The sequence below is a fragment of the Umezawaea sp. genome (genome assembly GCF_057122925.1).
Map to the genome: position 1 here is coordinate 89,315 of NZ_DBNGPQ010000179.1, position 14,998 is coordinate 104,312.

Annotated in this window: 13 protein-coding genes and 1 pseudogene; 12 read left to right on the top strand and 2 right to left on the bottom strand. The window is 73.0% G+C overall.

The features are described 5' to 3' along the window. Window positions 1–72: 72 nt before the first annotated feature. From AC156L_RS40310 to AC156L_RS40360, 11 genes are all read left to right on the top strand, one after another. A complete protein-coding gene (locus AC156L_RS40310) occupies window positions 73–930 on the top strand; it encodes an AAA family ATPase (protein WP_330878204.1) in 858 nt (285 codons plus the stop codon). A 48-nt stretch (window positions 931–978) separates the two neighbouring features. Further along, window positions 979–1,233 (top strand): type II toxin-antitoxin system TacA family antitoxin, encoded by a 255-nt coding sequence (locus AC156L_RS40315; RefSeq protein WP_330878203.1) that lies wholly within the window; start codon window positions 979–981, stop codon window positions 1,231–1,233. Window positions 1,234–1,458: 225 nt separating this feature from the next. Then, a complete protein-coding gene (locus tag AC156L_RS40320; RefSeq protein WP_330878202.1) occupies window positions 1,459–2,535 on the top strand; it encodes a vWA domain-containing protein in 1,077 nt (358 codons plus the stop codon). Next, window positions 2,528–3,640, top strand: a complete 1,113-nt coding sequence (locus tag AC156L_RS40325) for an XdhC family protein (RefSeq protein WP_330878201.1) — start codon at window positions 2,528–2,530, stop codon at window positions 3,638–3,640. The genes AC156L_RS40320 and AC156L_RS40325 overlap by 8 nt, the downstream gene beginning before the upstream one ends. Window positions 3,641–3,692: 52 nt before the next feature. After that, window positions 3,693–4,226 carry a (2Fe-2S)-binding protein gene (locus AC156L_RS40330; RefSeq protein ID WP_330878200.1) on the top strand — a complete coding sequence of 178 codons (534 nt, stop codon included), beginning with the start codon at window positions 3,693–3,695 and terminating at the stop codon, window positions 4,224–4,226. Then, a complete protein-coding gene (locus AC156L_RS40335; protein ID WP_330878199.1) occupies window positions 4,223–6,658 on the top strand; it encodes a xanthine dehydrogenase family protein molybdopterin-binding subunit in 2,436 nt (811 codons plus the stop codon). Before AC156L_RS40330 ends, AC156L_RS40335 begins: the two co-directional genes overlap by 4 nt. Next, window positions 6,655–7,509, top strand: a complete 855-nt coding sequence (locus AC156L_RS40340) for an FAD binding domain-containing protein (RefSeq protein WP_330878198.1) — start codon at window positions 6,655–6,657, stop codon at window positions 7,507–7,509. The genes AC156L_RS40335 and AC156L_RS40340 overlap by 4 nt, the downstream gene beginning before the upstream one ends. After that, window positions 7,506–8,165, top strand: coding sequence for an SRPBCC family protein (locus AC156L_RS40345; RefSeq protein WP_484407791.1), 660 nt, complete (start codon window positions 7,506–7,508; stop codon window positions 8,163–8,165). Before AC156L_RS40340 ends, AC156L_RS40345 begins: the two co-directional genes overlap by 4 nt. Before the next feature lie 29 nt (window positions 8,166–8,194). Further along, window positions 8,195–9,298 carry a CapA family protein gene (locus AC156L_RS40350; RefSeq protein ID WP_330878196.1) on the top strand — a complete coding sequence of 368 codons (1,104 nt, stop codon included), beginning with the start codon at window positions 8,195–8,197 and terminating at the stop codon, window positions 9,296–9,298. A 113-nt stretch (window positions 9,299–9,411) separates the two neighbouring features. Then, the gene (locus tag AC156L_RS40355) at window positions 9,412–11,058 is read left to right on the top strand and encodes a hypothetical protein (RefSeq protein WP_484407793.1); all 1,647 of its coding nucleotides are present in this window, start codon (window positions 9,412–9,414) and stop codon (window positions 11,056–11,058) included. Between the two features lie 25 nt (window positions 11,059–11,083). Beyond that, complete coding sequence (locus AC156L_RS40360) at window positions 11,084–11,569, top strand: GNAT family N-acetyltransferase (RefSeq protein WP_330878194.1); 486 nt, start codon at window positions 11,084–11,086, stop codon at window positions 11,567–11,569. Here the strand turns inward: AC156L_RS40360 and AC156L_RS40365 are convergent. Together AC156L_RS40365 and AC156L_RS40370 are read right to left on the bottom strand one after the other, a co-directional pair. After that, window positions 11,553–12,488, bottom strand: coding sequence for an o-succinylbenzoate synthase (locus AC156L_RS40365; RefSeq protein WP_330878250.1), 936 nt, complete (start codon window positions 12,486–12,488; stop codon window positions 11,553–11,555). The genes AC156L_RS40360 and AC156L_RS40365 overlap by 17 nt on opposite strands. A gap of 73 nt (window positions 12,489–12,561) precedes the next feature. Next, complete coding sequence (locus tag AC156L_RS40370) at window positions 12,562–14,223, bottom strand: DNA repair helicase XPB (protein ID WP_330878193.1); 1,662 nt, start codon at window positions 14,221–14,223, stop codon at window positions 12,562–12,564. A gap of 197 nt (window positions 14,224–14,420) precedes the next feature. On the opposite strand from AC156L_RS40370, the pseudogene AC156L_RS40375 reads away from it, so the two are divergent. After that, window positions 14,421–14,998: pseudogene (locus AC156L_RS40375) on the top strand (hypothetical protein); the annotation flags it as partial.

Sequence of the window (14,998 nt, forward strand, 5' to 3'; positions counted from 1 at the left end):
CGGAGCTGCGGAAACATCGGGGGCGGACCCTGACGTCCCCCGGATCCCGACCCCCGGCCTTACCCTCAGGCGATGACGCCCGAGGAGCTCGCCGCCGACCTGGACCGCGTCGGCTACCTGCCGGACGCGGGGGTGGCGACGGCCGCGTTCCTCGCGCTGCGGATGCACCGGCCGCTGTTCTGCGAGGGCGAGCCGGGCACCGGGAAGACGTCGTTGGCCCTCGCGCTCGCCCAGGCCCTGTCGCTGCCGCTGATCAGGCTCCAGTGCCACGAGGGCATCGACGCGTCGCAGGCGCTCTACGACTGGGACTTCCCCCGGCAGCTGCTCCACCTGCGCGCGCTGGAGGCGGCGTCCGACGGCGCCCTCGACCCCGACGCCGCCGAGGCCTCGCTGTACACCCGCCGGTTCCTGCTGGCCAGGCCCCTGCTGCGGGCGTTGGAGGAGGCTCCGTGCGTGCTGCTGGTCGACGAGGTCGACCGCGCCGACGACGAGTTCGAGGCCTTCCTGCTGGAGGTGCTCGACACCAGCGCCGTCACCATCCCCGAGCTGGGCGAGATCCGCGCCCTCGTGCCGCCGCTCGTCGTCCTCACGTCCAACCGCACCCGCGAGGTCCACGACGCGCTCAAGCGCCGCTGCCTCTACCACTGGGTCGAACACCCCGACCTGGCCCGCGAGGTGGCGATCATCCGGCGCCGCCTGCCGGGGGTGTCCGAGCGGCTGGCCGAACAGGTCGCCGCGGCCGTCGGGAAGCTGCGCGAGCTGGACCTGCTCAAGCCGCCGGGGGTCGCCGAGTCGCTGGACTGGGCACGGGCGTTGCAGGCGCTGGGCCGGACCGAACTGGACGCCGAGACGGCCGCCGTGACGCTCGGCGCGGTGCTCAAGTACCGCGAGGACGCGACCCGCGCGGTGGCGTCGGGGGTGCTGGGCTGATCCGCTCCGTACGAACACCGTGCGACGGGCGATGTGTCCGTGGTGGTGATGAGCGGGGGTGGCACGTCGACCGAGGAAGCACGCCTCGACTTCAGGCTCGACCCGGAGGTCAAGGCCCGCATCGAGCGGGCGGCCAAGCTGTCCGGCGAGTCCGTCAGCACGTTCGTCGTGCACGCGGCCACCGCCGCGGCGGACGGCGTCCTGGCGCGCGCGGAAGCCACCGTGATGCCCGCCGAGCAGTTCGACGCACTCAGGACCTGCACGGCCAGGGCGTCGGTGGAGACCTGCCCCGCGACGCCCTGACCAGGCTGGTCCAAGCGGCCGAAGTCGCGTCCGGCGGGCTGATCGTCGTCGACGCGATCGACGACACGGTCGCGAAGTTCGACCGGAGGTACGACTTCCAGCCGGTGAGGGACAACCCGCGCACGCTGGTGATCGAGGTCGCGACGGTGCGGGCCGCCCTCGGCTGACCGGCCAGTTGAGATTCTTCGGATGATCCTCCGACCGCCGGAGGCGCACAATCGAAGGATGACGGTGCTCACCGGGTACGTCGGGTTCGCCCGTGCGTTGCGGCAAGCGGGCGTGGCCTGCGGCCCGGAGCGCGTGCGGGCGTACGTGGCGGCGGTCGAGCACCTGGACCCCGGTAGCCGGGACGACCTGTACTGGGCCGGGCGGTTGACGTTGTGCGGGGAGCCCGACGACCTGCCGCGGTACGACGCGGCGTTCGGCGCGTGGTTCGGTGGCGAGCCGCCTCGCCGGGCCCAGCGGCGGAAGCCGCGGGCGACCCAGTTGGCCTCGCTCAGCGGCGGTGCGGAGCAGGACGGCAGGGGTGGCAGGCTCGCGACCGCCGCCAGTGACGCCGAAGTCCTGCGGCACAAGGACATCGCGGGCCTCACGCCCGCGGAGAAGGCGCACCTGCGTGAGCTGATCGCGACCCTCAAGCCCGTGCCGCCGCGACGACGGGCGGTGCGGGCCAAGAGGGCCCGAACCGGTCGGCTCGACCCGAGCCGGACGCTGCGGGCGATGCTCGCGTCCGGCGGGGAACCGGTGAGGCCGAAGCACCGGCGCAAGGGGACCCGGCCGCGCCGGGTCGTGCTCCTGGTCGACGTGTCCGGGTCGATGTCGCCGTACGCCGACGCGCTGCTGCGGTTCGCGCACGTCGTCGCGCGGGCGATGCCGACCGAGGTGTGCACGCTCGGCACCCGGCTGACCAGGATCAGCCGTCAGCTCGGGCACCGCGACGCCGAGGTGGCGCTCACCAGCGCGACCCGCGCCGTCCCCGACTACGAGGGCGGCACCCGGCTCGGCGAGGTGCTCAAGGTCTTCCTGGACCGCTGGGGGCAGCGCGGCGTCGCGAGGCGCGCCGTCGTCGTGCTCTTCTCCGACGGCTGGGAACGCGGTGACCCGGCCCTGCTGGGCGAGCAGCTCGCACGGCTGCGGCGGCTCGCGCACGCGGTCGTCTGGGTCAACCCGCACGCCGGCAAGGCCGGGTACGCCCCGACCCAGTCCGGCATCATCGCGGCCCTGCCGCACGTGGACCGCCTGCTGGCGGGCCACAGCCTCGACGCCCTGCGCCACCTGCTCAAGGAGATCAACCGTGCGTGATGTGCTCGACGAACTGGCCCGCCGCGTGGCCGACGGGGAGACCGTGGGGGTCGGCACGGTCGTCGCCACCTTCAGCTCCGCGCCGCGGTCGCCGGGTGCGGCGATGCTGGTCGGCCCGGACGGCGAGGTCACCGGCAGCGTGTCCGGCGGCTGCGTCGAAGGGGCGGTGTACGACCTCGCCCAGCAGGTCGTCGCCGAGGACCTGCCGGTGCTCCAGCGCTACGGCGTGAGCGACGACGACGCGTTCGCGGTGGGTCTGACCTGCGGCGGGATCATCGACGTGTACGTGGAGCCGATCAGCGCCGAGACGTTCCCGGAGCTGGCGGAGATCCACGAGGCCGTGCGCGCCGAGGTGCCGGTGGCCATCGCGACGGTCATCGAGCACCCCGACGCCGACCGGCTGGGCCGTCGCGTGGTGATCTGGCCGGACCGCGTGTCCGGCACGCTCGGGTCGTCGCGCGCGACGGACGCGGTCGTGGACGACGCGCGGGGGATGCTGGCGACCGGCCGCAGCGGGTCGCTGCACTACGGGCCGGACGGCCAGCGGCGCGGCGAGGGCATGACGGTGTTCGTGAACTCGTTCGAGCCGCCGCCGCGGATGCTGGTGTTCGGCGCGATCGACTTCGCCTCCGCGATGGCCAGGCTCGGCTCGTTCCTCGGCTACCGGGTCACGGTGTGCGACGCGCGGCCGGTGTTCGCGACCGCGAGCCGGTTCCCGGAGGCCGACGAGGTCGTCGTGGACTGGCCCCACCGGTACCTCGTGGCGCAGGCCGAGGCCGGGCGGGTGGACGAGCGGACCGTGGTCGCGGTGCTGACGCACGACCCGAAGTTCGACGTGCCGCTGCTGGAGGTCGCGCTGAGGCTGAAGCTCGCCTACGTCGGAGCGATGGGGTCGCGGCGCACCCACGACGACCGGGTGCGGCGGCTGCGGGAGGCGGGCATGACCGAGGGCGAGCTGGCCGGGATGGCGTCGCCGATCGGGCTCGACCTGGGCGCGCGCACGCCGGAGGAGACCGCGGTGTCGATCGCGGCCGAGATCATCGCGCTGCGGTGGGGCGGCCGGGGGGAGAGGTTGACGATTCTCGACGGCGCGATCCACAGGTAGCGGCGTTAGGGTGATGTGACAACGGTCACCCACCACTGACCTGGAGGGTTTCATGCGCATCACCGTCAACGTCGACGGCGTGAGCTACACCGACGAGGTGGAGCCGCGAACGCTGCTGGTCCACCACCTCCGAGAACGACTGGGCAAAACCGGAACCGTCGTCGGCTGCGACACGAGCAACTGCGGCGCCTGCACCGTCCACCTCGACGGCCACAGCGTGAAGTCGTGCTCCGTGCTCGCGGTGCAGGCGAACGGCCGCGAGGTCACCACCATCGAGGGCCTGGCGCGGGACGGGCGGCTGCACCCCGTGCAGCGGGCGTTCCACGAGAACCACGCGCTCCAGTGCGGGTTCTGCACGCCCGGCATGATCATGCAGTCGCTCGACCTGCTCGCGGACCACCCCGACCCGGACGAGGAGGCGGTCCGCAAGGGGCTGGAGGGCAACCTCTGCCGGTGCACCGGCTACCAGAACATCGTGAAGGCCGTGCGGGACGCGGCCCACCACATGCGTCCGGGCGCGGGCCCGGAGGCCGAGCAGGTCACCGAGGAGACCCGGTCGCCGTCGCACGCCGGAGGCGGGGAATGACCGCGACCGCCGAACCGGAGATCGGGAGGGCCAGGCTGCGCAAGGAGGACGCGCGGCTGATCACCGGCGACACCCGCTGGACCGACAACATCCAGATGGCCGGGATGCTGCACATGGCCGTGCTCCGCAGCCCCATGGCCCACGCGAAGATCACCAGCATCGACGTCAGCGCCGCCGCGGCGATGCCCGGTGTGCTGCTGGTGCTGACCGGCGACGACGTGGCCGAGGAGCAGGGCAGCCTGCCGTGCGCGTGGCCCATCACCGAGGACATGCTGGCCCCGCCTGCCCCGTCGCTGGCCGTGGGCGAGGTCAACTTCGCCGGTGAGGGCGTCGCCGTCGTCATCGCCCGCAGCGACCACGAGGCGCACGACGCGCTGGCCGCGATCGACGTCGAGTACGACGAGCTGCCGGTGGTGCTGGACATGAAGGCCGCCCTCGCCGACGGCGCGGACCTCGTGCACCCGGACCTCGGCACCAACAAGAGCGCGACGTGGGTGTTCGACTCCGCCGAGGCGGGGACGGGCTCCGACGTCGACCGGGCCATCGCCGACGCGGAGGTGGTGGTCACCAGGACGTTCCGCCAGCAGCGGCTCATCCCCGCGTTCATGGAACCCCGGTCGGTCGTGGTCGACCCCGGCGGCGGGTCCATCACCATGTGGTCGGCGACCCAGGTCCCGCACATCCTGCGGTGGATGCTCTCCGCCGTGCTCGGCATCCCCGAGCACAAGGTGCGGGTCATCGCCCCGGACGTCGGCGGCGGGTTCGGCGGCAAGCTCCAGGTCACGCCCGAGGAGGTGCTGACCCTGCTCGTCGCCCGCCGCCTCGGCAAGCCGGTCAAGTGGACCGAGTCGCGCACCGAGTCGATGCTGTCCGCCCACCACGGCCGCGACCAGGTGCAGGAGCTGACGATCACCGCGCGCCGCGACGGCACGGTCACCGGCCTCAAGGTCGACCTGCTCGCCGACATGGGCGCGTACCTGCGGCTGGTCACGCCGGGCGTGCCGATCCTGGGCGCGTTCATGTTCAACGCCATCTACAAGTTCCCGGCGTACCGGTTCACCTGCGTCAACGTGTTCACCAACAAGGTCCCGACGGACGCCTACCGCGGCGCCGGGAGGCCAGAGGCCACGTTCGCGATCGAGCGGATGATGGACGAGCTTGCCGTCGAACTGGGCATGGAACCGATGGAGCTGCGTCGGAAGAACTGGATCGAGCACGAGGAGTTCCCGTTCACCACGGTCTGCGGGCTCACCTACGACTCGGGCAACTACGAGGCCGCGACCGACCGGGCGATGGAGCTGTTCGGGTACGACGAGCTGCGGCGCGAGCAGGCCGCCCGCCGCGAGAGCGGTGACCCGGTGCAGCTCGGCATCGGCATCTCGACGTTCACCGAGATGTGCGGCCTCGCGCCGTCGCGGGTGCTCGGCTCGCTGCGCTACGGCGCGGGCGGCTGGGAGCACGCGGCGATCCGGATGCTGCCCACCGGCAAGGTCGAGCTGATCACCGGCACCTCGCCGCACGGGCAGGGCCACGAGACGGCGTGGAGCCAGATCGTCGCCGACCGGCTCGGCGTGCCGTTCGAGGACGTCGAGGTGCTGCACGGCGACACGCAGTCCTCGCACAAGGGCATGGACAGCTACGGCTCGCGGTCGCTGGCCGTCGGCGGCACGGCGATCGTGCTGGCGGCGGACAAGGTGCTCGCCAAGGCCCGCACGCTGGCCGCGCACCTGATGGAGTGCTCGGAGTCCGATGTGGACTTCTCGTCCGGGCGGTTCTCGGTGCGGGGCACGGGAACCAGCACCGCGCTGACCGACGTCGTGCTCGCGGCGCACGTGGCGCACAACCTGCCGGACGGCATGGAGCCGGGGATGGACGCCGAGTCCACCTTCGACCCGACGAACTTCTCGTTCCCGCACGGCACCCACCTGTGCGCGACGGAGGTCGACACCGAGACCGGTGCCGTGAAGATCCGCTCGTACGTCTGCGTCGACGACATCGGCGAGGTGGTGAACCCGCTGATCGTCGAGGGCCAGGTGCACGGCGGGCTGGCGCAGGGCATCGCGCAGGCGCTGTTCGAGGAGGCCGTGCACGACGAGTCGGGCACCCTCACGACGGCGACGCTGGCCGACTACCTGGTGCCGACGGCGGCCGACCTGCCGCACTTCACCACCGACCGGACCGTGACGCCCGCTGACTCGAACCCGTTGGGGGTCAAGGGGGTCGGTGAGGCGGGCACGATCGCGTCGACCCCGGCCGTGGTGAACGCGGTGATCGACGCCGTGCGCCACCTGGGCGTCGAGGACATCGAGATGCCGTGCACGCCGATGCGCGTGTGGAAAGCGGTGCACCGGGGCAGGGAACGGGGAGTGCCGACGACACCGGTCGCCGCGGGCGGCCTCGGCTCCATCGACGCGCAGGGAGGTGCGGAGTGATCCCCGCGGAGTTCGAGTACGTGGCGCCGACCAGCGTGGAGGAGGCCGTCAGGGCGCTCACCGAGGCCGGTGAGGACGCCAAGGTCCTGGCGGGCGGCCAGAGCCTGATCCCGGTGCTGCGCATGAGGTTGGCCGCGCCGAACGTGGTCGTGGACCTGTCCAACCTGAGCGAGCTGACCGGCGTCCGCGACGACGGCGACTCGCTGCTCATCGGGGCGATGACCACGCACTACGAGGTCCAGCGCGACCACCTGGTGCACGACCACGCCCGGCTGCTCGCGCTGGCGACCGACGAGGTCGCGGACCCGCAGGTGCGGCACCGCGGCACGTTCGGCGGCGCGCTGGCGCACGCGGACCCGGCGGGCGACCTGCCCGCCCCCGCGCTGGCGATGGACGCGACGATGGTCATCGTCGGGCCGGGCGGCCGTCGGGAGGTGCCGGCGTCGGAGTTCTTCGTCGACTACTTCACCACCGTGCTGGAGCCGAACGACGTCCTCGTCGACATCCGCGTGCCGAAGCTGACCGGCTGGAGCGCGCACTACGAGAAGTTCAACCGGGTCGCGCAGGCGTGGTCGATCGTGGCCGTGGCCGCGGCGGTCCGGGTGGTCGACGGGACCATCGCCGAGGCCAGGGTGGCGCTCACCAACATGGGGCCGACCCCGGTGCGCGCCCACGGCGTGGAGGAGGCCCTGGTCGGGCAGCCCGCCACCGCCGGGTCGATCACCGCGGCGGCCGCCCGCGCGGCGGAGGGCACGAACCCGACGACCGACGGCAACGCCGACGCCGAGTTCCGCTCGCACCTCGCGCGGGTGCTGACCGGACGGGCCCTCACCACCGCGGTGGGCGCATGAGGCTGGAGCACGAGTTCGCGGTCCCGGCCCCGGTCGAGACCGTGTGGGCCGCGCTCCTCGACCCGGAGAGGGTGGCGCCGTGCATGCCCGGCGCCACCCTGGCCGAGGTCGACGGGCCGCGGTTCACCGGCACCGTGAAGGTGAAACTGGGCCCGATCACCCTGATGTACAAGGGATCGGGCGAATTCCTGGAGACCGACGAGGAGACCCGCACGGCCGTGATCAAGGCGTCCGGCAAGGACGTCCGGGGCAACGGCACGGCGGCGGCCGCGGTCACGGCGACGCTGGTCGAGGCCGATGGCGGCACGCGGGCGCACGTCGTGACGGACCTCAGCATCACCGGCAGGCCCGCGCAGTTCGGCAGGGGCCTGATCGCCGAGGTCGGCGGCAAGATCATCGACCAGTTCGCGACTTGCCTGGCGAGTAGGCTCGGATCGGAGGAGGCTGGCGGGGACGACACCCCCACCACCGACGCCCCCGAGGGACCCGCCGTGACCCAGCAGCACCTCAGAGCCGTTCCTGACCAGGCCGAGGAAGCAGAGGCGATCGACCTGATCGGCACCGCGGGCGTACCCGTGGTCAAGCGGGTCCTCCCGCTGGCGCTCGGGCTCGCCGTGCTCGTCCTGGTGATCTCCCGGCTCCGGCGGCACCGCTGAGGAACCGGCCGGGGAGGGCACCGGCGGCGGTGGCCGCCCTCGCCGTCCTGGCCGCGGTCACCGCCTGCACGGCCACCGGGGGCGACCCGGTGGCCGTGCGGGCGCCCGCCCCGACCACCGGGTCCTCCGCCGCACGGCCTGCCCCCACCCCGCCGCCGCGGTCGTTCACGCTGGCCGCGGGCGGCGACATCCTCATCCACCCCGCGCTCACCGACCAGGCCAGGGCCGACGGCGGCGGCACCCCCGACTTCCGGCCGCTGCTGGAGGGGATGCGCGAGGCCGTGGCCGCCGACCTGTCGATCTGCCACCTCGAAACGCCGCTGTCCGCGCCGGGAGCCCCGACGTTCGGCTACCCGGCGTTCAGCGCACCCCCGGAGATCGCGGCGGCGCTGGTGGACCTCGGGTACGACAGCTGCTCGACCGCGTCCAACCACACGCTGGACCGCGACGTGCCGGGCGTGCGGACCACGCTGGACGTCCTGGACTCGGTCGGCCTCAAGCACACCGGGTCGGCGCGCAGCCCCGAGGAGGCCGCGACCCCGCTGATCCTGGACGCGAACGGCGTGAAGGTCGCCCAGGTGTCCTTCACCTACGGCTACAACGGGATCCCGCTCCCCGAGCCGTGGATCGCGAACACGCTCGACCCGCGGCGGGTCGTCGACGCCGCCCGCGCCGCGAAGGCCGCGGGCGCCGAGGTCGTGGTCGCCAGCCTGCACTGGGGAGCCGAGTACGAGGCCGACCCGACGCCGGAGCAGCGCGCGGCGGCCACGACGATCCTGGCCGACCCGGCGGTCGACCTGATCATCGGCACGCACGTGCACACCGTGCAGCCGATCGAGCGGATCGGCGAGAAGTGGGTCGTGTACGGCATGGGCAACGAGGTCGCGAAGCACGAGGAGCCCCGCGGCACCACGGAGGAGGGCCTGATCGCCCGCTTCCGGTTCGTCGAGGGGCCGCAGGGCTGGCGGGTCGACGAGGCGAGGTACCGCCCCACCCTGGTCGAGCTGGGACCGCCGATCCGGGTCGTCGACCTGTCGTCGGCCCCGCCGTCACCCCGCCGCGCGGAGGCCCTGGCGCGCACCGACGAGGTCGTCGGCCGCCTCGGTGCCGCCGCCGCGGGGCTCGGCAGGTAGTTCCCCCGCCGTTGAAGGGGCTCGGGAGGTAGTTCCCCCGCCGTTGAACCGGAACGGCCGCGCGTCCGTGCCCCTGCTGCACACCGGAACCACGCACCGGAGGTCGGCCGCTCATGACCGGGAACGACGCGAACCTCTTCGCCGCCAGGACGACGCTGCTCCGCCTGCCGTCGCGGAGCACGACCGCGGGCGGTGTGCCCGTCGTGGGCTCCACGCCGGAGCGGGCCCTCGCCGCCGTCATGCCGCTGCCCCGGCGGTCCTCCGACCGCCCGCTGCGCGTGGACGTCGTCGGCGGCGGCCCGGTCGGTCTCACGTTCGCGTGCACGCTGCGCGCGATGATGGGCGACCAGGTCGTGATCCGCGTCCACGACCCCCGCTGGCGCACCCGCAACGGCCGCGTCCTGTGGCGCGAGCGCGCGGAGGGCAACACCCGCCGCGAGCAGGTCGTGACGCTCCAGAGCAACGTGTGGTCCAACCTCCCGGAGAAGGTGAAGAGGCGCCTGTTCACCGAGGGCCGCTTCGGCGAGATGTGGCCGCTGGGCCCGGACTCCCCGGCCGAGCGCGGCCGTCCCCGCAACCTCAAGATCCGCTGGATCGAGGACTGCCTGCTGGACGTGGCGCAGGACGTGTACGGCGTCGAGCTGCGCGCCGAGGCCTACGAGGTCCCCGAGAAGTGGGACGGCACGCACGTCGTGGCGATCTGCGACGGCGCCAGGTCCAAGACCCGCGAGAGCCTCGAGGACCACTTCGGCACGCCCGACCGCGACTTCTACTCGATCAACGGCACCCCGCTGGAGGAGACCGTCCTCGGCATCCGGGTCAGCTCCCACCTGCCCGACGAGTACACGGTCCCGCTGACGGTCAGCCAGAACCGCTTCCTCTTCAACTCCCTCGGCGGCGGCTTCATCAACATGCGCCTCACCGCCGAGGAGGCCTCCGAGATCGTCGCGATCGGCGAGAACGGCCCGGTCGAGTGCATCGAGCGCTACTCGTGCACCATGCGCCCGCTGGGCGACCGGTTCGTCTGCGACCGCCACCGGGCCACGTTCAAGCCCTCGATCGACCCCCTGTCCTTCCTGTGGCCCCGCATCCAGGACGGCATCCGCTTCTTCGGCGCCTCACCCTCGGACTTCCTCAGCCTGACGTCGTTCACGCTGGGGATGCGGCAGCAGTCCCGCTTCACCGCCCAGCTCGCCCCGAACACCTGGGGCTTCCTGCTCGGCGACGCCGCGAACTCGCTGCACTTCTGGCCGGGCCGCGGCCTGAACACCGGCGTCAAGAGCGCCCAGTCGCTCGCCGCCACCCTCCGGCGGCGCTGGCAGGGCCGCGACTTCCGCTCGTCCGACTTCTCGTCGCACGAGGGCACCATGCAGCAGCTCCAGTACCGCGAGAAGTCCCGCGCGTGGACCACGATGGTCATGCCGGACGAGAACGGGGTGCCGCGCGGCATCGAGGACCGCGTCCGAGCGGGTCTGGAGGGCCCGTTCGACCGCCAGGCCCTGGTCCACGAGCTGTTCACCCGCGTCCGCGACGTCAAGGACCGCCTCGCTCCGCGCATGGGCCACCTGCCGAACGACCAGTGGTACCTCGACAGGATCAACGGCCTGCACGTCAAGACGCTCAAGGTGATGGTCGAGACCGGCCAGTGGATCACCCGCGAGATCGGCGGGGACGAGGTCTCGGTGAACGTCGAGTTCCCCGAACCGTCCCGCCGCGACCTCCCGCTCACCCACCTCCGCGCCTCCTCCCTGGCGGGGTAGGGCCATCGGTCCCCGCGGTGGCGCGATGAGCCTCCAGCCCGAACCGATCACCACGCAGCGGCTCGTGCTGGAGCCGCTGCGGGTGGAGCACGCCGAGGAGGTGGCGGCCCTGCTGGACGACGTGCGCCTGCACGAGTTCACCGGCGGCGAGCCGCCGACCCCGGACCAGCTGCGGGACAGGTACGCCCGGCAGGTCGCGGGGATCGGGCGGGGGTGGTTCAACTGGATCGTGCGGCACGACGGCGTGGTCGTGGGGACGGTGCAGGCGACGCTGGAGGCCGGGGTCGCCGAGGTGGCCTGGGTGGTCGGGACCGCGCACCAGGGTCGCGGGTACGCGGGCGAGGCGGCCGTCGGGATGGCCCGGTGGCTGCTGGCCCACGGGGTGCGAGGGCTGGTGGCGCACGTGCACCCGGAGCACCGCGCGTCCGCCGCGGTGGCGCGGCGGGTGGGGCTGGTCGCGTCCGACGTCGTGGTCGACGGCGAGGTGCGGTGGGTCAGCGCAGGGCGGTGACGCGGGCCAGGCGGTCGAGCCAGCGGGCCGTGGTGGGGGCGTCGGCGGCGCAGCGCTCGTGGACGTCGGGCAGCGGGGCCCTCGTCGGGACCGGCAGGTGGCCGTCCACCGGGCGCAGGGGGCTGGAGGTGACGTCGCCCTCCATGAGCGACAGGGTCGCGAGGCCGCACGCGTGGTCGAGGGACGGCAGGGCCGCCGCCAGGGCCAGGCCGGCCGCCAGACCGACGGAGGTCTCGACGGCCGAGGAGACGACGCACGGCAGGCCGGACGCCTCGGCGACCTTCAACGCCCGCCGCACGCCGCCCAGCGGCGCCACCTTGATCACGGCGATGTCGGCCGCGCCCGCCACGGCCACCTTCAGCGGGTCCTCGGCGCGGCGGATCGACTCGTCCGCGGCGATCGGCACGTCCACCCGGCGGCGGACCAGCGCCAGCTCCTCGATGGTGCGGCACGGCTGCTCGACGTACTCCAGGCCGCCCGCGGCCCGCTCCAGCGCCGAGATCGCCGCCACGGCCGCGTCCACGTCCCACGCCGCGTTCGCGTCGACCCTGATCCTGCCGCCGGGACCGAGCGCGTCGCGGACGGCGGCCACCCGGTCCAGGTCGGACGACAGCACCGCCCCCGGATCGGCCACCTTCACCTTCGCCGTGGTGCAGCCCGACGCCGCCACGATCTCGTGCGCGCGCTCCGGGGACACGACGGGAACCGTGCAGTTGACCGGGATCGACGTGCGCAGCGGCGCGGGCCAGTGCAGGCCCGCCGCCTCCTCCGCGCACTCCAGCCACGGCACGCACTCGGCGTCGGAGTAGTCGAGGAACGGGCAGAACTCGCCCCACCCGGCGGGCCCCTCGAACAGCACGCCCTCGCGCACGGTGATGCCCCGGAAGCGGTTGCGCATCGGGATCGCGTACACCCGGATCGAGGAGACGTCCACGACCCCATCCTGTCAAACCCGCCGCCGGCCGGCCCGGTGGCCGGACGGCGGCGGCGCGTCAGCCGACCTCGGGCAGCTTCGGGCCCAGCAGGTCGTCGGCGTCGACGATCTTGTACGCGTAGCCCTGCTCCGCGAGGAAGCGCTGGCGGTGGGCGGCGTAGTCGGTGTCCAGGGTGTCCCGCGAGACCACCGAGTAGAAGTGCGCCTGGCGGCCGTCACCCTTGGGGCGCAACAACCTCCCGAGCCGCTGGGCCTCCTCCTGCCGCGACCCGAAGGTGCCCGACACCTGCACGGCCACCGACGCCTCCGGCAGGTCGATGGAGAAGTTCGCGACCTTCGACACGACCAGGACGCGGATCTCGCCCTTGCGGAACGCGTCGAACAGCTCCTCGCGCTCCTTGTTCTTCGTGGACCCCTGGATGATCGGCGCGTCGAGCGCGGCGCCCAGGTCGTCGAGCTGGTCCAGGTACGCGCCGATGACGAGCGTCGGCTCGTCGGGGTGCTTGTCCAGGATCGCCTGGACGACGGGCATCTTCGTGTGGGCCGTGGAGCAGAGCTTGTACCGCTCCTCCGGTTCCGCCGTCGCGTACAGGAGCCGCTCGTTGTCGGTCAGCGTGACCCGCACCTCGGTGCACTCCGCGGGCGCGATCCAGCCCTGCGCCTCGATGTCGCGCCACGGCACGTCGTACCGCTTCGGACCGATGAGCGAGAACACGTCGCCCTCCTGGCCGTCCTCGCGCACCAGCGTCGCCGTCAGACCGAGGCGGCGCCGGGACTGGAGGTCCGCCGTCATGCGGAAGACGGGCGCGGGCAGCAGGTGCACCTCGTCGTAGACGATGAGGCCCCAGTCGCGCGAGTCGAACAGCTCCAGGTGCTTGTACTCGCCCTTGGACTTGCGGGTGACCACCTGGTAGGTGGCGATGGTGACCGGGCGGATCTCCTTGCGCTCGCCCGAGTACTCGCCGATCTCCTCCTCGGTCAACGACGTGCGCGCGATCAGCTCGCGCTTCCACTGCCTGCCCGCGACGGTGTTCGTCACGAGGATCAGCGTGGTCGCCTGCGCCTCGGCCATCGCCGCGGCACCGACCAGCGTCTTGCCCGCGCCGCAGGGCAGGACGACGACGCCGGAGCCGCCGGCCCAGAACGCCTGCGCGGCCAGCCGCTGGTAGTCGCGCAGCTTCCAGCCGTCCTCGGCCAGCGCGATCGGGTGCGCCTCGCCGTCGACGTAACCGGCCAGGTCCTCCGCGGGCCAGCCGATCTTCAGCAGCGCCTGCTTCAGCCTCCCGCGCTCGCTCGGGTGCACGACGATCGTGTCCTGGTCGATGCGCTCCCCGAGCATCGGCGCTATCTTCTTGTGCCGCAGCACTTCTTCGAGGACCGCTCGGTCCACCGTGCTGAGCACCAGGCCGTGGACCGGGTTGTTCGCGAGTTGCAGCCTGCCGAACCTGCTCATCGTGTCGACCACGTCGACGAGCAGCGGTTGGGGCACGGGGTAGCGCGAGAACCGCACCAGCGCGTCGACGACCTGCTCCGCGTCGTGTCCGGCGGCGCGGGCGTTCCACAGTGCGAGGGGGGTGACCCGGTAGGTGTGCACGTGCTCGGGCGCGCGCTCCAACTCCGCGAACGGGGCGATGGAGGTGCGAGCCTCGTCAGCGAGCGGGTGGTCGACCTCCAGCAGCAAGGTCTTGTCTGACTGGACGATCAACGGTCCGTCGGTCACGGGTGCCTGCTCCTGTCGATTGGCGTTCTGCCATTGTCACAACAACGCGCAAGTCGCAGGCAGTCCCGTGGCTCGTCGTGGCCGTGAGGCGACGCCCCGCACTCGGCGACGGTTTGGTAAAACTCTCCAAAACCAGCAATCGGGTGCCTACGTTCTGCTAGGTCCGGACACCCAAGGGACCTCCAGCAAAGGTGATCATGAGCAACGAGTCGACTCCCGACCCCAAGGCCGACGACGCGCCGAAGACCGCGCAACCGGCATCGGAAGCCGCCGCCACGCCCGCGCCCGCTCCGGACGAGGCGCCCGCTGCCAAGCCCGCCGCGAAGCGCGCACCCCGGCCCAGGAAGACCCCCGCCAAGCCCGCGACCGCGAGCACCGACGCCGCCGCCCCTGAGGCCGCGGCGGACGCGGCCCCGGCCAAGACCCCCGTCAAACGCGCCCCGAGGCCCAGGAAGACCGCGGTGAAGCCCGCCGTCGACCCGACCCCGGACGCCGCCGTCGACCCGACGGCGGCCCCCGCGGCCCCGATCGCCCCGGTGATCTCGGCCACCTCCGAGCCGGTGACCGAACCGGTCCCCGCTGCCGCCAAGCCCAAGCGGGCTCCTCGCAAGAAGGCCCCCACCGCGGCGGCGGCAGCGGCCGCCGCTCCGGTCACGGCGGCGGTGCCCGAGCCGGTCACCGAGCCCGTGCCGGTCCCCACGGCCGCCGAGACCGCCCCACCGGCCACGACCGAGGCCCCGACCCCGGTCGAGCCCGTCACGGCCGACGCCCCCGC